Below are 17,641 nucleotides of genomic sequence, written 5' to 3' on the forward strand. Positions count from 1 at the left end.
TCGACCGAGGACAGATTGGCGTAGGTCCCATCGTGCAGCACGAAGGGTCCGAACTTGCCGATGCCGGCCAGGATCGGCTTGCCGTCCTCCGGATGGTTCCCGACCTCTCGCGGCAGTCGAAGCAGGCGCAGCGCCTTTTCCAGGTCCATGTCGGGCGCGCTCCAGCCCTTGGGCAGGCTGGACCGCTTGGGCTTCTCGCCTTCACCGAGCTGCACGTAAGGCCCGAAGCGGCCGGACTTCAGGTAGACGGTCTCGCCGGTGACGGGATCGACCCCCAGTTCGCGGTCGCCGCTCTCCTGCGCGTCCTCGCCGTTCTCGACGGTGAGCGGGCGGGTGTGGCGGCACTCGGGGTAGTTGGAGCAGCCCAGGAACGGTCCGAAGCGGCTGGACTTCAGCCCCATGCGGCCCGAGTTGCAGACCGGGCAGGCGCGCGGGTCGGAGCCGTCGGGCTTCTCGGGGAACAGGTGCGGGCCGAGCGTGGCGTCGAGCGCGGTGAGCACGTCGCTCATCCGCAGCTCGCCCATCTCGCCGATCTTGGCGTTGAAGTCGGCCCAGAACTCTCGCAGCAGCACCTTCCAGTCGAGGTCGCCGGCCGAGACCAGGTCGAGGCGTTCCTCCAGGCTCGCGGTGAAGTCGTACTCCACGTAGCGGCCGAAGAACTCCTCGAGGAAGGCGCACAGCAGCCGGCCCTTGTCCTCGGGCACGAACCGCTGCTTCTCCATGCGGACATAGGCGCGGTCGCGCAGCACCGTCAGGATCGAGGCGTAGGTGGAGGGCCGCCCGATGCCGAGCTCCTCCATCTTCTTCACGAGGCTGGCCTCGGAATAGCGCGGCGGCGGTTCGGTGAAGTGCTGGTCGGCCTTGGCGGCCCGGACATTGGCCGCGGCGCCATCGGCCACCTGCGGCAGGCGGCCGGACTCTTCGTCCTCCGGGTCGTCCTTGCCTTCTTCGTAGACCGCGAGGTAGCCCGGGAAGGTCACCACCCGGCCGGTGGCGCGCAGGCCCGTCTGGCCGTCGGCGCTGTCGAGGTTGATGTTGGTGTCCTCGATCCGCGCCGCTTCCATTTGCGAGGCGATCATGCGCTTCCAGATCAGCTCGTAGAGCCGGCCGAGGTCGCCCTCCAGGCGCAGCTTGCCGGGGTTGCGGCCGAGGCTGGTGGGGCGGATGGCCTCGTGGGCCTCCTGGGCGTTCTTCGCCTTGGTCGAGTAGATGCGCGCCTTCTCCGGCACGTACTCCTTGCCGTAGAGGCCGTTGATCACGACGCGGGCCTCGTCCAGCGCCTCGGGCGCGGTCTGCACGCCGTCGGTCCGCATATAGGTGATCAGGCCCACCGTCTCGCCGCCGATGTCGATGCCCTCGTAGAGCTTCTGGGCGGCCTGCATCGTGCGCTGCGCGTTGAAGCCCAGCTTGCGGGCGGCTTCCTGCTGCAGGGTCGAGGTGGTGAAGGGCGGCGGCGGCGAGCGGCGACCGGGCTTCCGCTCGACGCTGGTGACCTTGAACGCCCCGGCCTTGACCGCGTCGCGGGCGGCGAAGGCGCTGGTCTCGTTGGCCAGGTCGAACTTGGTGAGCCGCTTGCCCTCATGCTTCACGAGGCGCGCCGTGAAGGGGTCGCCGCCGGCGGCGACGTCTGCCTCGACCGTCCAGTACTCCTGGGTCCTGAACCGCTCGATCTCGAGCTCGCGGTCGACGATGATGCGCAGCGCCACCGACTGCACCCGGCCGGCCGAGCGCGAGCCCGGCAGCTTGCGCCAGAGGATCGGCGAGAGGGTGAAGCCCACCAGATAGTCCAGCGCGCGGCGGGCGAGGTAGGCCTCGACCAACTCCATGTCGAGGTCGCGCGGATTGGCCATCGCCTCGGTGACGGCGGCCTTGGTGATGGCGTTGAAGACGACCCGCTGCACGTGGGCGCCCTTCAGCGCCCGCTTCTTCTGCAGCACCTCCAGCACGTGCCAGCTGATCGCCTCGCCTTCGCGGTCGGGGTCGGTGGCGAGGATCAGGCGGTCGGCGCCCTTGGCCGCGTCGGCGATCTCGGCAAGGCGCTTGGCGGCCTTGCCGTCCACCTCCCACGACATCTCGAAGTCCTCGTCGGGGCGCACCGAACCGTCCTTCGCGGGGAGGTCGCGGACGTGGCCGTATGAGGCGAGCACCTTGTAGTCAGAGCCCAGGTACTTGTTGATGGTCTTGGCCTTGGCCGGGCTCTCGACGATGACGACGTTCATTTAAAGGTGTGTCTGTCCCAAAAGAGCGCGGAAGGTGGGCGTGCTCCCCACACACTGTCAACGGCCCGGATTCGCACAGGGCGAGAGAGCCCCATAGGGGCTCATGACTTCGCGACCATTCCGCCCGGCAGCAGTTCGGCGCGTCCGGCGAGCGCCAGCTCGGTCAGGGCGGCCAGCACAAGCGGGGCCGGCGCGCCCGCGGCGCGGACCAGTTCGTCACGGGAGACCGGCGTTGGGGAGAGGAGGTCGTCCAAGCGATTACGCAGGGTGTCGTCCGGTTCGGCGCAGGGTGCGGGGCGGAACACCGGCCGGTCGGGCTCACTGAAGCCCGTGAGTCCCTCCAGCGCCCGCAGCACGTCGTCTGCGCCCTCGCAGATGGCGGCGCCCTGGCGGATCAGGTCGTTGGTTCCCTTGGCGCGCGGATCGAGCGGCGAGCCCGGGACGGCCAACACCTCGCGGCCCTGTTCGTTGGCGAGGCGGGCGGTGATCAGGGAGCCGGAGCGGAATTCGGCTTCCACCACGACGACGGCGCGCGAGAGGCCGGCGATGATGCGGTTGCGGCGCGGGAAGTCGCGGGCGACGGCGGTGCGGCCGGGTTCGCTCTCCGAGACAACGCAGCCGGTCTCGACGATGCGCTCGTAGAGACCGCGGTGCTCGGGCGGGTAGACGTCGTCGATGCCCCCGGCGAGCACGGCGACCGTCCCCGTGGGCAGCGAGCCCTCGTGGGCGGCCGCGTCGATGCCGCGGGCCATGCCCGAGACGATGGCGTGGCCGGCTGCGCCCAGCTCGGCGGCGAGTCCGCGGGCGAAACGCTGGCCGGCGGCCGACGCGACCCGCGCGCCGACGATGGCGACCGTGCGGCGGTCGAGGAGGCGGACGTCGCCGCGGGTCCAGATCACCGGCGGCGGTGGATCCAGCGCCGCCAGCGCCTGCGGGAAGTCAGGCTCGCACGACGCGATGAGGCGCGCGCCGAGGGCCGCGCCGTCGGTCAGCTCCTGCTCGGCCTGCGCCACGCTTGCCACCCGCAGGCCGCTGCGGCCGCCGCGCCGGGCGAGGTCGGGCAGGGCGGCGAGCGCCAGCGAGGCCTCGCCGAAGCGCCCGATCAACTGGTCGAAGGTGACAGCGCCGACGTTCTCCGTGCGCGCCAGCCTGAGCCAGTCGCGCCGCTCGGCGGCCGAGAGCTCGCGGATCAAACCTGCGCGCCCTCTTGGGCCTTCTTGCCGCCGATCCGCGGCTCCTCGCCCTTCACAAGCCGGCGGATGTTCTCGGCGTGCCGGATATAGACGAGAAGCGCCATGAAGAGTGCGAGCAGCGCGATGGCGTGTGGCCGGCCCAGCAGCAGCGCCACCGCGGGCGCGAGCGCCACCGCCACCAGCGCCGCCAGCGACGAGATCCGGAACAGGAAGGCCACGACCAGCCAGGTCGCCGCGGCGAGCAGGCCCACGGGCCATGCCGCCGCCAGCATGGTGCCCAGGAAGGTCGCCACGCCCTTGCCGCCCTTGAACCTCAGCCAGACGGGAAACAGATGGCCCAGGAAGGCCGCGCCCGCCGCGAGCGACGTGAGCACCGCCTGTTGCTCGACCGTGCCGTCGCGCGTGGCCAGCCACGCCAGGAGCACCGCCAGCGCGCCCTTTCCGCCGTCGCCCAGCAGGGTGATCAGCGCCAGGTCGCGGCGGCCCGTGCGCAGCACGTTGGTGGCTCCGATGTTGCCCGAGCCGATCGTGCGCAGGTCGCCCGCGCCGCCCAGCTTCGTGGCGATGACGCCGAACGGGATCGATCCCAAGAGATAGCCGCCGACCAGGGCCGCGCCGATCCACGCGGGGCTGAGTACTTCGGACATGAACCCTCCCTATCCGGGGCCATACCTAGCCTATCAGGAACATTTGGGGAACTGTCCTCCGACACGCCGAAGCTGCGCGCCAGACGGTTGACCGAACCCCTGGGACACCTGCGGTTGCAGTATAGTGGCCTGCGATATCTTGGTTTGTGCCGAGGCGCCTGCGACAAAACGGCTCGAATGTAGATAAAACCGGGATATTCGCAGTCTTGAACGAGCGTTCTTCTCGCGGATTCAGATCTCGTTAGGGCGCCCCGACGTTAACCTCATTCGCGGAACACCGTGATCCGCTCGCGCGCCGCGGGCGGTCGAGATCGAGGGAGAAACATGAAATTGTTTGCGGGCGCGTCTGGCGCGAAGAAGGCCGACCGGGCCTATGTGCGCGGACTCGAGGGCATGGTCGCGGCGATCGAGCGGTCGCAGGCCGTGATCGAGTTCGAGCTGGACGGCACGATCGTGCGCGCCAACAAGAACTTCCTCGACACCCTGGGCTATACGGAATCCGAGGTGATCGGGCGCCGTCACGCCATGTTCGTGGATCCGCAGGAAGCGTCCAGCACCGCCTATCGCGACTTCTGGCAGACGCTGAACCGGGGCGAATTCGTCGCCGCCAAGTTCCGCCGACTGGGCAAGGGCGGGGCCGAGGTCTGGATCCAGGCGTCCTACAACCCCGTCCTGGACGAGAGCGGCAAGCCCGTGCGGGTGGTGAAGTTCGCGACCGACATCACGGCCGCCGAACACGAGCGGGCCCGCAACGACGCCGAGCGCGCCACGACCGAGCGCGAGCAGAACCACGTCGTGACAGCGCTGGCGACCGGTCTGAAGGGCCTTTCCGAAGGCGACCTCACCACCACGATCTCGGCGGAGTTCCACGGCGCCTACGCCCGCATCCGTGAGGACTTCAACAGCGCCACGTCCAGCCTCCGATCCACCCTGGGGTCGGTGCTGCAGACCACGGGCGCCATCCGGGGCGGCGCCGACGAGATCTCGTCGGCCTCCGACGATCTGTCCCGCCGCACCGAGCAGCAGGCGGCCAGCCTCGAGGAGACCGCCGCGGCGCTCGACGAAATCACCGCGACCGTGAAGCGCAGCGCCGAGGGGGCTCGCGAAGCATCCGACGTGGCGTCCGGCGCGCGTTCCGAGGCTGAGCGGTCGGGCGAGGTGGTCCGTGAGGCGGTCTCGGCCATCCACGACATCCAGCAGAGTTCGGCGCAGATCACGAACATCATCGGCGTGATCGACGAGATCGCCTTCCAGACCAACCTGCTGGCCCTGAACGCCGGCGTCGAAGCGGCGCGTGCGGGCGACGCCGGCAAGGGCTTCGCGGTCGTGGCCTCGGAAGTCCGGGCCCTGGCGCAGCGCTCCGCGGAAGCGGCCAAGGAGATCAAGGCGCTGATCTCGGCGTCGAGCGCGCAGGTCGAGCGCGGCGTGCGCCTCGTCACCGATACCGGCAAGGCCCTGGGCGCGATCGTCGAACGCGTCACCAGCATCGACAGTCTGGTGTCGGAGATCGCCCAGTCGGCGCAGGAGCAGGCGACCGGTCTCGGCCAGGTGAACTCGGCCGTGAACCAGATGGACAGCGTCACCCAGCAGAACGCCGCGATGGTCGAGGAGGCCACGGCCGCCGCCGCCCAGCTGAAGCGTGAAGCCCTCGAACTGGACGGGCTGGTGGGGCGCTTCGAAGTCGGCCAGCCGGCGCAAACCCGGCGGGGCGCCTCGCGGACCGAACGGCCTCGCAACGACGCACCCGGCCTGCAGCGGCAGCTGCGCGTCGCCGTCGGCGGTCGCGGGGCAGGCGACTGGGACGAATTCTGATGTCGCCCTCGCACCTCGCCGCAGGGAGGATGGAGATCATTCTCCTGGAAGTGGCGGGTCACGCCTTCTGCATCGACATCGGCTCGGTGCGGGAGATCCGCGGCTTCACCGCCTCGACGCCGCTGCCGCAGGCCCCGGACTACGTGCTGGGCGTGATCAACCTGCGGGGCGCCGTCATGCCAGTGCTGGACCTGCGCGCGCGGCTGGGCCTGGGCGTCACCGAGGTCACGGGGCGCCACGTCATCGTGGTCGTTCACAACGAGGACCGCCCGGCGGGCCTGCTCGTGGACGCCGTGCAGGAGACCATGATGCTGGACCTCGCGCAGTTGCAGCCGCCGCCGCGCTACGAGGGCAGTGTGGATGACGAGGTGTTCGTCGACGCCCTGATCCCTCTCGAAGGCCGAATCCTCGGCCGCCTGAGCGTGCGGGCCCTGTTGCCGCAGGAGGCTCTCGCGGCGGCTTGAGGCGGGATGAGCGGCCGCTGGATCGGCGGCGTTCCCAGATTTCAGGGATGGTTAAGTTTCTCGGGCAAGTTTGCGTTCGACAGTTCGGTGCGCTCCGAAACGGCAGCCGGGGGCGTTCGAGGGGAAGCTATGAAGTTGTTTGCGCGCGCTGGCAGGAAGAAGGTGGCCGACGCGACCGAGTTCCATGACCTGCAGGCGATGCTCGCCGCGGTCCACCGCACGATGGCGGTGATCGAGTTCGAGCTGGACGGCACGATCGTGCGCGCCAACCCGAAGTTCCTCGAGACCATGGGATATAGGGAAGCCGAGATCGTCGGCCGCCACCACTCGATCTTCGTCGAGCCGAAGGCCGTCCAGACGGAGGACTACCGCGAGTTCTGGAAGGCGTTGGGCCGCGGCGAGTTCATCGCGCGCAAGTTCCGCCGCGTGGCCAAGGACGGACGTCCCGTGTGGCTGCAGACCTCCTACAACCCGATCCTCGACGAGTCCGGCCGGCCGGTCCGGGTGGTGAAGTTCGCCACCGACATCAGCGCCGCCGAGCAGGAGCGCTTCCGCCGCGACGAAGAGCGCGAGGCCACCGAAAAGGCCCAGGCCCAGGTGGTCGACGCGCTTGCCGAAGGCCTGAGCCGCCTGGCGAAGGGCGACCTCACCGTCTCGATCGACGCCGACCTCAAGGGCGCGTATTCGCGGATCCGCGACGACTTCAACAGCGCCGCCTCCAGCCTGCGAGCGGTGATGGGCGCCGTGCGCTCCACCACCCAGGTGATCCGCAACGGCGCCGACGAGATCGCCTCGGCGGCCGACGACCTTTCGCGCCGCACCGAGCAGCAGGCCGCGAGCCTGGAGGAGACCGCCGCGGCGCTGGACCAGATCACCGCGACCGTGAAGCGCAGCTCGACCGGCGCCCAGGAGGCGTTCGAGGTGGCGTCCGACGCCCGCGGCGAGGCCGAGCGGTCGGGCGGCGTGGTCCGCGAGGCCGTGAACGCGATCCACGACATCCAGCAGAGCGCCGGCAAGATCTCCTCGATCATCGGCGTGATCGACGAGATCGCCTTCCAGACCAACCTGCTGGCCCTGAACGCCGGCGTCGAAGCGGCCCGGGCGGGCGACGCAGGCAAGGGGTTCGCGGTCGTGGCCTCCGAGGTACGTGCACTCGCCCAGCGCTCGGCGGAAGCGGCCAAGGAGATCAAGGCGCTGATCTCGGCCTCGTCGCAGCAGGTGGACCGCGGCGTGGGCCTGGTCGGCGAGACCGGCAAGGCGCTGAACGCCATCGTCGAGCGGGTGGCCAGCATCGACGGCCTCGTCTCCGAGATCGCCCAGTCCGCACGCGAGCAGTCGACCGGCCTGGGCGAGGTGAACAGCGCCGTGAACCAGATGGACAGCGTCACCCAGCAGAACGCCGCCATGGTAGGCCAGGCGACGGCCGCGGCGGCCCAGCTCAAGCGTGAGGCCATCGAGCTGGGCGAGCTGATGTCGCAGTTCGAGTTCGGCGACGAGTCGCAGACCAGGCCTGCGCCCGCGCGCCAGGACGCCCACGGCCTGCAGAAGACGCTCCGCGCCGCGGTGGGCGGCCGAGGGCAGGGGGAGTGGCTGGAGTTCTAGGGCGAGGCGCCGAGAGGCGGGAACTGGCTCTTGCGGCGCGGGCCGGAACGCCCAGGTTTCAGGGTGACCAGGAGGCGCCCGATGGCCACGACCGAAGCCCGCTACGACATCGAGACCGATGTCATGTTCCCGCAGGCGACCCACATCGACGTGGGCGCGATCGCCGCGGCGACGCAGCCCTGGTGGAACCGCACCCTGACCGAGGTGAATGACGCCGTCGTACGCCTGGGCGTACTGGAGGGCGACTTCCACTGGCACAAGCACGACGAGGAGGACGAGTTCTTCTTCGTGCTGGAGGGCCGCCTCGACATCGAGCTCGAGGACCGCATCGTCAGCCTCGGCCCGCACCAGGGCTTCACCGTGCCGCGCGGTGTCATGCACTTCCCCCACGCCCGCGGCCGGGTGGTCCTGCTCATGGTGGAAAAGGCGAGCGTCGTGCCGACCGGGAGCTAGGCTCCAGGCCGCAGTCCGGGGCTGTCAGCCCGCGTAGACCGTCCGGCCGTCGACGATCGTCCGCAGCACCTTGCCCTGCAGCCGCCGGCCGTCGAAGGGCGAGTTCTTAGACTTCGAGAGCAGCTTGTCGGCATCGATGACGACGGGGGCGTTGAGGTCGCAGAGCACCAGGTCGGCCGGCGCGCCCTTGGCGATCCGCCCGGCCGCCAGGCCCAGCAGCGTCGCCGGGGCCACGGTGACCGTGCGGATCAGGTCGATCAGCGGGATCTGGCCATCGTGGTGGAAGGCCAACAGGGCGGGCAGCAGGGTCTGCAGCCCCACCGCGCCCGGGGCCGCCTCGTCGTAGGGCAGCCGCTTGTCCTCGGCCGGGGCCGGGGCGTGTGCGGACACGATCACCTGGATCAGGCCCGAGGCCACCGCCTCGATCACCGCCTGGCGGTCGTCCTCGCTGCGCAGCGGCGGGTCCAGCTTGCAGAAGGTGCGGTAGTCGCCGATGTCGATCTCGTTGAACGACAGGTGGTTGATCGACGTGGTCGCCGTCACCGGGAGGCCGCGGTCCAGCCCGCGCCTCAGGCTCTCCAGCGCCCCGGCCGTGGTCACCTGGTCGACGATGAACGGCGCGCCGGTCAGCTCCACCAGCGCGAGGTCGCGCTCCAGCATGATCCGCTCGGCGACGGCCGGAACCGACGGCAGGCCCATGCGCGCGGCGAACTCGCCCTCGCTCGCGGCGGCGCCCGTCGACAGCCAGGGGTCGGCCGGCCGGTGCGCCACCGGCACGCCGAACGACTTGGCGTAGCTCAGCACCCGGCGCAGCAGCTTGGAATCGACGATCGGGCGGTCGGCGTCGGTCACATAGAGGCAGCCCGCCTCGTGCATCAGGCCGATCTCGGCCATCCGCTCGCCCGCGCAGCCCTTGGTGGCGGCGCCGGCGGGATAGACGTTGACCAGCTCGATGTCGCGGGCGCGGCGCAGCACGAAGTCCACGACGGCCGGCTCGTCCATCACCGGATGCGTGTCGGGCTGCAGGACCATGGTGGTGACGCCGCCGGCCGCCGCGGCCTGGGCGGCGGACTTCAGCGTCTCCTTCGGCTCGAAGCCGGGCTCGCCCGTCTTCACCCGGATGTCGACCAGGCCGGGGACCAGCAGCGCGCCGCCGGCGTCGATCACCTCCACGTCGGAGGAGAGTTTCCCGAGGCCGCCGCCGCGGGCGACGTCGGCGATGACGCCTTCGGTGACGATGACGCCGCCCGGGCCGTCGTAGCCCGACGCCGGGTCGACGAGGCGGGCGTTGGTAATCGCGATGGGCCTCAACGCTCGTTCTCCAGGCGGGCCGCCAGCGAGGTCAGCACGGCCATGCGCGCGGCGACGCCCATCTCCACCTGGTCCTGGATCAGGCTGACCGACAGGTCGTCGGCGACGTCGGAGTCGATCTCCACCCCGCGGTTCATCGGGCCCGGGTGCATCACCCGCACGTGCGGCGCAGCCAGCGCCAGCTTCTCGCGGTCCAGGCCGAAGAACCGGAAGTACTCGCGCTGCGAAGGCGCCATCACCCCGTCCATCCGCTCCAGCTGCAGGCGCAGCATCATCACCACGTCGCAGCCGGCGATGCCCTTTCGCAGGTCGTGGAAGACCTCAACGTTCCAGCGGTCGGCGGCCGAGGGGATCAGGGTCGGCGGACCGACCAGGCGGACGTTGGCGCCCAGCATTTGCAGCATGGCGATGTTCGAGCGCGCCACGCGGCTGTGCATGACGTCGCCGCAGATGGCGACGCTCAAGCCCGCGATGTGGCCGAACGCGCGGCGCATCGAGAGCGCGTCCAGGAGCGCCTGGGTCGGATGCTCGTGCTGGCCGTCGCCGGCGTTGATAACCGAGCAACCCACCTTCTGCGACAGCAGCGAGGCGGCGCCCGAGGACGAATGGCGCACGACCAGCAGGTCGGGCTGCATCGCGTTCAGCGTCACCGCCGTGTCGATCAGGGTCTCGCCCTTGGAGATCGAGGACGAGCGCGGGCTCATGTTGACCACGTCGGCGCCCAGCCGCTTGCCGGCCAGCTCGAAAGAGCTCTGCGTCCGCGTCGAGTTCTCGAAGAACAGGTTCATCAGCGTCCGACCCTTGAGCAGGTCGAGCTTCTTCGCGGTCTGCCTGTTGAGGCTGACGAAGCCGTCGGCCAGGTCCAGCAGGTTCGCCACCTCCACCTCGTTGAGGTCGGTGGCGGACAGGAAATGGCGTTTGGGGAAGGAGAAGGTCCTTTGCAGGACCTCGTTCAGGCCAGGAGGGGCGCCGGTCATTAAAGCGCCCGTTTAGGTGACCCGGCCGCGAATGGGAAGGGACCGCAACGGCTGATCCCCAACTTCCTGCAGGACCCGCGTTGCGCGACGGGTCGGCGCATCCCTACATCGTCGACAAGCATCACCGGGGGAAACCGTGACCGTCTGCCTTTTCACCTTCGTCGATCTCTATTCCAAGGGCCTGACCACCCTGGACCACCTGCTCGCCAAGGGCGCCGAGTTCGCCGCCTCGAAGGGGGTCTCCGAGGCCGAGATGCTGGACTGGCGGCTGATCGACGACATGAACCCGCTGAGCTTCCAGACGATCGTGGTGACCAACTTCTCCAAGCAGTGGCCGGCGCGGGCGGCGGGGCTGCCGGTTCCGGAGAACATCCCCGAGGACCTGGACCTCGCGGGCTACCGGGCCGAGATCGCCAACGCGAAGGCCTATCTGGCTGGCCTCAAGGCCGAGCAGTTCGCGGGCCGCGACGCCGCGCCCGTGACGTTCAACCTCGGCATGATGGAGCCCACGCTGCCGGCCGGCCAGTGGCTGACGGGCTTCGCCACCACCAACTTCTATTTCCACCTTTCAACGGCGTACGGGATCCTGCGCCACAAGGGCGTCCAGATCGGCAAGCCGGACCTGTTCGCGGGCGGGCTCTAGCCCGCCTAGCCCTGCGCCCAGAACGCCACGGCGACCGCCGCCGCAAGGGTCACGGCCAGCACCAGGGCCAGGATATCGAGCCGGCCAATGGGCCGTCCCCACAGAGAGAAGCGGGTGGCGCGCGGAAGCGGGTCAAGGCGAGCCTCCGCAAGATGCGGCCGCGAAAACCGCGGCAAGTGCAAGTTCGGAGTTCTCATAGCAGGCGTCCTCACGAAAGGCCGAACAGGACCTCGAACGCGGCTGCAGCGGCCTTTTACTCAGCAGCCGCTTTGTTATTCTACGCCTCTTTCTCGATGGGTAGGAGGGCGCCGCGACCAATTCCACGTGATTTGGTGTGGTTATTTCGTGAGTGCGCACACGGCCGTCAGTCGACGCTAGCCATTCCTTAGGCGGTCCAGTGCGCCCTGCAGGATCCACGCGGCGGCGGCCTTGTCGACCACCTCGGCGCGGCGGGCGCGGGTGGTGTCGGCTTCGTCGATCAGCATGCGGTTGACGGCCATGGACGACATCCGCTCGTCCCAGAAGGCGATCGGCAGGTCCTTCACGCGCAGGACGTTGCGAGCGAACGCGCGGCAGGACTGCGCGCGCGGCCCCTCGGTGCCGTCCATGTTGACGGGAAGGCCGATGACGATGGCCTGGGCCTCGCGGCTCTCCATCATCCGTACGAGCGCGGCCAGATCGTCGGTGAACTTGGTCTTGCGGATCAGGCCCAGCGGGCTCGCGATTGAGCGGCCGGCGTCCGACACGGCGACCCCGATCGTCTTCTCACCCAGGTCCAGTCCCACCACGGCGGCGTAGCGGGGCAGGAGGGCGGGCAGCTCGAGGAGATCGACGACGGGCATCGCCGGCTCATAGCAGCAATTCCGCACAACGGTTCGGCGAACTCGCACATTGTAGCGCCACGCCGGCTGGCCGTATCAGCTGCGGCCTCGAAACGAAGGAGCAAGCCGTTGGCGGACGCCCCCATCGCCTGGCCCGTGAAGGCCCGCGAGCTGCACAACAACCACATGGACTCCACGATCTGGGACCGTTTCCGGTTCCGAGACGACGACGTGATCGTGGCCACCTACGCCAAGTCGGGCACGACCTGGACCCAGCAGATCGTGGGCCAACTCGTGTTCGGCGGCGCCGAGGACGTGGCGATCCACGCGCTATCGCCCTGGCTGGACCTGCGCGTGATGCCGCCGGACACGCTGGAGCAGCTCGAGGCCCAGACCCATCGCCGGATCGTCAAGACCCACCTGCCGCTGGACGCCCTGACCTTCTCGCCGAAGGCCAAGTACCTCTATGTCGCGCGTGACGGCCGGGACGTGGTCTGGAGCCTCTACAACCACCACTCGAACGGCAACGAGCTCTGGTATCAGCTCCTGAACGAGACGCCCGGCCGCGTAGGCCCGCCCATGCCGCGGCCCGACCCGGACATTCGCCGCTACTTCCTGCATTGGCTGGAGAACGACGGGCAGCCGTTCTGGTCCTACTGGGAGAACATTGCCACCTGGTGGGCGTACCGCGACCTGCCGAACGTCGAGCTGGTGCACTTCAACGCGCTGAAGGCCGATCCTGAGGGCGAGATCCGGCGGATCGCCGCCTTCCTGGAGTGCGACATCCCCGAGGACAAGTGGCCGACGATCCTCGAGCACTGCTCGTTCGACTACATGAAACGCAACGCCGCCAACGTGGCCCCGCTGGGCGGCGCGATCTTCGAAGGCGGCGCGACCACCTTTATCAACAAGGGCGTCAACGGGCGCTGGCGCGACGTCCTCACGGCGGAGGACTGCGCACGCTACGAGGCGAAGGCGTTAGCCGAGCTGGGGGCCGAATGCGCCCACTGGCTGGCTACAGGAGAGGGCGAGGAGGCCCGATCGGCGGCCTGATCGTGGCTCGCGACGGGGATCGCTTGCAAAAGGACCCCTGCCGCGGCTAACCCACGGCCTCTAATTCTAGGAGGCCCCAATGGCCATCGACGCCGCGACCGTCCGGAAGGTCGCGAGGCTGGCGCGCATCGCCGAGCCCGAAGAGAAGCTGGAGCCACTGGCCAGGGAGCTCTCCGGCATCCTGAACTGGATCGAGCAGCTCAACGAGGTCGACACCGACGGCGTCGAGCCCATGACCACGTCGGTGCACACCACGCTGCCGATGCGTGACGACGTCGTCACCGATGGCGGCGACCCGGCCAGGGTGCTGGGTAATGCGCCCAAGGCGGCGAAGGACTTCTTCATCGTGCCGAAGGTGGTGGAATAGCCATGTCCGAACTCACCGGGCTCACGCTGAAGGCCGCCCTCGACGGCATGGCCAAGGGCGACTTCTCGTCCGAGGAGATCACGAGCGCGCACCTCAAGGCCATCGAAGCGTCGCGGCCGCTGAACGCCTTCGTGGTCGAGACGCCGCACAAGGCCCTCGAGATGGCCAAGGCGGCCGACGCGCGCCGCGCAAAGGGGGCGGCCGGGCCGCTGGAAGGCGCGCCGCTGGGGGTCAAGGACCTGTTCTGCACCGAAGGCGTGCAGTCGACCGCGGGCTCGAAGATCCTGCGCGGCTTCAAGCCCGCCTACGAGAGCACCGTCACGTCCCAGCTCTGGCGCGACGGCGCCGTCATGCTGGGCAAGCTCAACATGGACGAGTTCGCGATGGGTTCGTCCAACGAGACCTCCGCCTGGGGGCCGGTGGCGAACCCGTGGCGGGTGAAGGGCGCGAACGTCAACCTCACGCCCGGCGGCTCCTCGGGTGGCTCAGCCGCCGCCGTCGCCGCCGATCTGTGCCTGGGGGCCACGGCCACCGACACCGGCGGCTCGATCCGCCAGCCTGCGGCGTTCACCGGCACGGTCGGCATCAAGCCCACCTACGGCCGCTGTTCGCGCTGGGGCATCGTCGCCTTCGCCTCGTCGCTGGACCAGGCCGGCCCGATGGCCCGCTCGGTCGAGGACGCCGCGATCCTCTTGAAGTCCATGTCGGGCCACGACCCGAAGGACTCCACCAGCCTGCCGGTCGAGGTCCCGGACTTCCCCAGCTTCTGCGGCAAGTCGGTGAAGGGCCTGCGCGTGGGGATCCCGAAGGAGTACCGCGTCGACGGCATGCCCGCCGAGATCGATGCCCTCTGGGAGCAGGGGATAGCCTGGCTGAAGGAGGCCGGCTGCGAGATCGTGGAGGTCAGCCTGCCGCACACCAAGTACGCGCTGCCGGCTTATTACATCATCGCGCCGGCCGAGGCCTCGTCGAACCTCGCCCGCTACGACGGCATGCGCTACGGCCTGCGCGTCGACGGCGCCAACCTGACCGAGACCTACGAGAACACCCGCGCCGAGGGCTTCGGCGCCGAGGTTAAGCGCCGGATCCTGATCGGCACCTACGTGCTCTCGGCGGGCTACTACGACGCCTACTACCTGAAGGCGCTGAAGGTGCGGAAGCGCATCGCCGACGACTTCGACCAGGCCTGGGAGAAGGTGGACGCGCTGCTGACGCCGACCGCGCCTTCGGCCGCCTTCGCCCTGGGCGAGAAGTCCGACGACCCGGTGGCGATGTACCTGAACGACATCTTCACGGTGACGGTGAACCTGGCCGGCCTGCCGGGCATGAGCGTCCCGGCTGGCGTCGACGCCCAGGGCCTGCCGCTGGGCCTGCAGCTCATCGGCCGCAACCTCGACGAGGGCACGCTGTTCTCGCTTGGCTCGGCCATCGAGAAGGCCGCCGACTTCCGCGGCAAGCCCGCGAAGTGGTGGTAGCGTCCCCGCAAGCTTGACTTGAGCCGGGGCCCTCTGCAGCCTCGGCTTGAAGTCTCCGGGGGGCGCCTTTGTCCATTCTGCGAAGCGGCGCGCTGGCGCTCGCGCTGCTGCTGGCGGCGGGGCCGGCCCATGCCGCCAAGGTGGGCAAGCCCGCGCCGAAGTTCGTGATCGTGACCTACGAGGGCGAGCAGGTCCCGTTCGAGAGCCTGCGCGGCAAGGTCGTGATCCTGAATTACTGGGCGACCTGGTGCGCGCCGTGCCGCAACGAGATCCCCGAAATCGACCGCTTCGTGCGCCGCCACCGCGGGGCGCCGCTGGCGGTCTATGCGGTCACGCTCGACAAGAACGTGCCCTATCACCGGCTCCGCTTCCTGGCCGACACGCTGAAGTTCCCGCTGGTCGAGAAGCTGAAGGGAAGCGGCTACGGCACGATCAAGGGGGCCGTGCCCACGAACTATGTGATCGATAGGGCGGGCGTCGTGCGCTACGCCAAGGCGGGCGCGTTCACGGCGGCGAGCCTCGAGGCCCTGGTGGCGCCGATGCTGGCCGAACCCGTCCCGCAGGAAGCCGCGGCCGCCGCGCCGTAGCGGGCGGCCGCACAAGTCCTAGAGCTTGTCGAACTCGGCCTGGATTTCCTTGAGCTTGGCGTCGTCGATGGCGCCCTGGCTCATGGGGGCGACCTGGCTGAGCGTCATGGTCGCGATCTGGTCATAGAACTGGCTGATCGGCGGCAGGGCCTTCTCGAGCGCGGCCTTGGCCTTCTCGTTCTTGATGATCTCGCTGATCGGCGTGGTCTCGACCGACAGCTTGCCCGAGGCGGGCGCAGCCTCCGGCGCGGCGGCGGGCGCAGCCTCCGGCGCGGCGGCAGGCGCGGCCGCAGGCGCGGCAGCCGGGGCGTGATCCTTGTGCTCCTGCGCGATGGCCGGCGCGGTCGCAGCCATGGCGAACGCGGCGGCGAGGGCGATGCTCTTCATATGGGTGTTCCTTATTTCCCCGGTCTTAGCGCCGTTAAGACGCGCGCAAGGTTGAGTCCAATTCGAGCGAAAAGCGCAAGAGGGCATGTGCGCGCGCTGGCAGATTCCGCCCGTGTTCGGTAACACCCGCGCATGAGCGATACGAACAGCAAGCTGATCCAGGGCCGCACCGGTCCGTGGGAGATCGTCCTCGGCCTGGAGGTGCATGCCCAGGTGGCCTCCAACGCCAAGTTGTTCTCGGGGGCGGCCGTGGGTTTCGGCGCGGGTCCCAACGCTCAGGTCAGCCTGGTGGACGCGGCCATGCCCGGCATGCTGCCGGTCATCAACCGCCACTGCGTGGAGCAGGCGGTCAAGACCGGCCTGGGCCTGAAGGCGCAGATCAACGAGTGGTCGCGGTTCGACCGGAAGAACTATTTCTACCCCGACCTGCCGCAGGGCTATCAGATCAGCCAGTACCAGCACCCGATCGTGGGCGAGGGCGAGGTGATCGTCGAGCGCGACGACGGCTCGACCTTCACCGTGCGCATCGAGCGGCTCCACCTGGAGCAGGACGCCGGCAAGAGCCTGCACGACCAGGATCCCAACGCCACCTACGTCGACCTGAACCGCGCGGGCACCGCCCTGATGGAGATCGTGTCGAAGCCCGACATGCGCTCGTCGGAGGAGGCGGCCGCCTACGTGAAGAAGCTCCGCACCATCCTGATCTACCTGGGCTCGTGCGACGGCGACATGGAGAAAGGCAACCTGCGCGCCGACGTGAACGTCTCGGTCTGCCGCCCCGGCGCCTACGAGAAGTACCGCGAGACCGGCGACTTCAGCCACCTGGGCACGCGCTGCGAGATCAAGAACGTCAACTCGTTCCGCTTCATCCAGCAGGCGATCGAGTACGAAGCCCGCCGCCAGATCGAGATCCTGGAGGACGGCGGCAAGATCGACCAGGAGACCCGGCTGTTCGACCCCGGCAAGGGCGAGACGCGGTCCATGCGCTCGAAGGAAGAAGCGCACGACTACCGATATTTCCCGGACCCGGACCTGCTGCCGCTGGTGCTGGATCCGGCGTGGATCAAGCGCATCGAGGCCCAGCTGCCCGAGCTGCCCGACGCCAAGAAGGCGCGCTTCCAGTCGCAGTATGGCCTGTCGGGCTATGACGCCGGCGTGCTGATCAGCGAGCAGGCGAGGGCCGACTACTACGAAGCCGCCGCCAAGGGCCGCGACGCCAAGCTGGTCGCCAACTGGGTGACCAACGACCTGGCCGCCAAGCTGACGGCGGGCGGGATCGAGATCGAGAACAGCCCGGTCTTCCCGGGCGCCATAGCCGAGCTGGTCCAGCTGATCGAGGAAGGGGTCATCTCCTCCAAGATCGCCAAGGACGTGTTCGAGCGCATGTGGCTGGGCGAGGGCTCGGCCTCCGAGATCGTCGAGAAGCAGGGTCTGAAGCAGGTCAGCGACACCGGCGCCCTGGAGGCCATCGTCGACAAGCTGATCGCCGCCAACCCCGGACAGGCGGCCGCGGTGAAGGAGAAGCCGCAGGCCATCGGCTGGTTCGTGGGCCAGGTGATGAAGGAGACCGGCGGCAAGGCGAACCCCGGCACGGTCAACCAACTGCTGCGGGCGAAGCTGGGGCTCTAGG

The 17,641-nt window shown here is 69.2% G+C and carries 17 protein-coding genes; 10 read left to right on the forward strand and 7 right to left on the reverse strand.

The features are described from left to right. From topA to plsY, 3 genes are all read right to left on the reverse strand, one after another. Positions 1–2,219: type I DNA topoisomerase (gene topA / locus VGD44_RS03925; protein ID WP_331084081.1), on the reverse strand; the 2,219-nt coding region annotated here is incomplete at its 3' end. A 101-nt stretch (positions 2,220–2,320) separates the two neighbouring features. Continuing rightward, entirely contained in the window at positions 2,321–3,412 is a 1,092-nt protein-coding gene (gene dprA, locus VGD44_RS03930) for a DNA-processing protein DprA (protein WP_331084083.1), read from the reverse strand. After that, positions 3,409–4,059, reverse strand: a complete 651-nt coding sequence (gene plsY / locus VGD44_RS03935) for a glycerol-3-phosphate 1-O-acyltransferase PlsY (RefSeq protein WP_331084085.1) — start codon at positions 4,057–4,059, stop codon at positions 3,409–3,411. The genes dprA and plsY overlap by 4 nt, the downstream gene beginning before the upstream one ends. Positions 4,060–4,383: 324 nt before the next feature. Between plsY and VGD44_RS03940 the strand changes: the two genes are divergently transcribed. The 4 genes from VGD44_RS03940 to VGD44_RS03955 all read left to right on the forward strand — a co-directional run bounded on the left by VGD44_RS03940 (position 4,384) and on the right by VGD44_RS03955 (position 8,390). Further along, complete coding sequence (locus VGD44_RS03940) at positions 4,384–5,871, forward strand: methyl-accepting chemotaxis protein (protein WP_331084087.1); 1,488 nt, start codon at positions 4,384–4,386, stop codon at positions 5,869–5,871. Between the two features lie 29 nt (positions 5,872–5,900). Next, a complete protein-coding gene (locus VGD44_RS03945) occupies positions 5,901–6,335 on the forward strand; it encodes a chemotaxis protein CheW (RefSeq protein WP_331084090.1) in 435 nt (144 codons plus the stop codon). 162 nt (positions 6,336–6,497) lie between these two features. After that, complete coding sequence (locus tag VGD44_RS03950; RefSeq protein WP_331084092.1) at positions 6,498–7,937, forward strand: methyl-accepting chemotaxis protein; 1,440 nt, start codon at positions 6,498–6,500, stop codon at positions 7,935–7,937. Positions 7,938–8,018: 81 nt separating this feature from the next. Beyond that, the gene (locus tag VGD44_RS03955) at positions 8,019–8,390 is read left to right on the forward strand and encodes a cupin domain-containing protein (protein WP_331084094.1); all 372 of its coding nucleotides are present in this window, start codon (positions 8,019–8,021) and stop codon (positions 8,388–8,390) included. 24 nt (positions 8,391–8,414) lie between these two features. Here the strand turns inward: VGD44_RS03955 and pyrC are convergent, their stop codons facing one another. Beyond that, positions 8,415–9,701 (reverse strand): dihydroorotase, encoded by a 1,287-nt coding sequence (pyrC, locus tag VGD44_RS03960; protein WP_331084096.1) that lies wholly within the window; start codon positions 9,699–9,701, stop codon positions 8,415–8,417. Then, positions 9,698–10,678 (reverse strand): aspartate carbamoyltransferase catalytic subunit, encoded by a 981-nt coding sequence (locus tag VGD44_RS03965; RefSeq protein WP_331084097.1) that lies wholly within the window; start codon positions 10,676–10,678, stop codon positions 9,698–9,700. The genes pyrC and VGD44_RS03965 overlap by 4 nt, the downstream gene beginning before the upstream one ends. A 136-nt stretch (positions 10,679–10,814) precedes the next feature. On the opposite strand from VGD44_RS03965, the gene VGD44_RS03970 reads away from it, so the two are divergent. Then, a complete protein-coding gene (locus VGD44_RS03970) occupies positions 10,815–11,321 on the forward strand; it encodes a DUF1993 domain-containing protein (RefSeq protein ID WP_331084098.1) in 507 nt (168 codons plus the stop codon). A gap of 374 nt (positions 11,322–11,695) precedes the next feature. Here the strand turns inward: VGD44_RS03970 and ruvX are convergent, their stop codons facing one another. Further along, positions 11,696–12,163: a Holliday junction resolvase RuvX gene (ruvX, locus tag VGD44_RS03975; protein ID WP_331084100.1), complete on the reverse strand. Its 468-nt coding sequence runs from the start codon at positions 12,161–12,163 to the stop codon at positions 11,696–11,698. A 108-nt stretch (positions 12,164–12,271) separates the two neighbouring features. Here ruvX and VGD44_RS03980 point away from each other — a divergent pair, with 108 nt between their 5' ends. From VGD44_RS03980 to VGD44_RS03995, 4 genes are all read left to right on the forward strand, one after another. Next, positions 12,272–13,195 carry a sulfotransferase domain-containing protein gene (locus tag VGD44_RS03980; RefSeq protein WP_331084102.1) on the forward strand — a complete coding sequence of 308 codons (924 nt, stop codon included), beginning with the start codon at positions 12,272–12,274 and terminating at the stop codon, positions 13,193–13,195. A 79-nt stretch (positions 13,196–13,274) separates the two neighbouring features. Continuing rightward, positions 13,275–13,562 carry an Asp-tRNA(Asn)/Glu-tRNA(Gln) amidotransferase subunit GatC gene (gene gatC / locus VGD44_RS03985; RefSeq protein WP_331084104.1) on the forward strand — a complete coding sequence of 96 codons (288 nt, stop codon included), beginning with the start codon at positions 13,275–13,277 and terminating at the stop codon, positions 13,560–13,562. 2 nt (positions 13,563–13,564) lie between these two features. Continuing rightward, complete coding sequence (gene gatA / locus VGD44_RS03990) at positions 13,565–15,037, forward strand: Asp-tRNA(Asn)/Glu-tRNA(Gln) amidotransferase subunit GatA (RefSeq protein WP_331084106.1); 1,473 nt, start codon at positions 13,565–13,567, stop codon at positions 15,035–15,037. 68 nt (positions 15,038–15,105) lie between these two features. Then, positions 15,106–15,624, forward strand: a complete 519-nt coding sequence (locus tag VGD44_RS03995; protein ID WP_331084108.1) for a TlpA disulfide reductase family protein — start codon at positions 15,106–15,108, stop codon at positions 15,622–15,624. A gap of 18 nt (positions 15,625–15,642) precedes the next feature. On the opposite strand, the gene VGD44_RS04000 is transcribed toward VGD44_RS03995, so the two are convergent. Continuing rightward, on the reverse strand, positions 15,643–16,011 hold the full coding sequence (locus VGD44_RS04000) for a hypothetical protein (RefSeq protein WP_331084110.1): 369 nt from the start codon (positions 16,009–16,011) through the stop codon (positions 15,643–15,645). A gap of 132 nt (positions 16,012–16,143) precedes the next feature. Here VGD44_RS04000 and gatB point away from each other — a divergent pair, with 132 nt between their 5' ends. After that, positions 16,144–17,640 carry an Asp-tRNA(Asn)/Glu-tRNA(Gln) amidotransferase subunit GatB gene (gene gatB, locus VGD44_RS04005; RefSeq protein WP_331084112.1) on the forward strand — a complete coding sequence of 499 codons (1,497 nt, stop codon included), beginning with the start codon at positions 16,144–16,146 and terminating at the stop codon, positions 17,638–17,640. Position 17,641: the final 1 nt, after the last annotated feature.

The organism is Phenylobacterium sp., assembly GCF_036402295.1.
Lineage (GTDB): Bacteria > Pseudomonadota > Alphaproteobacteria > Caulobacterales > Caulobacteraceae > Phenylobacterium.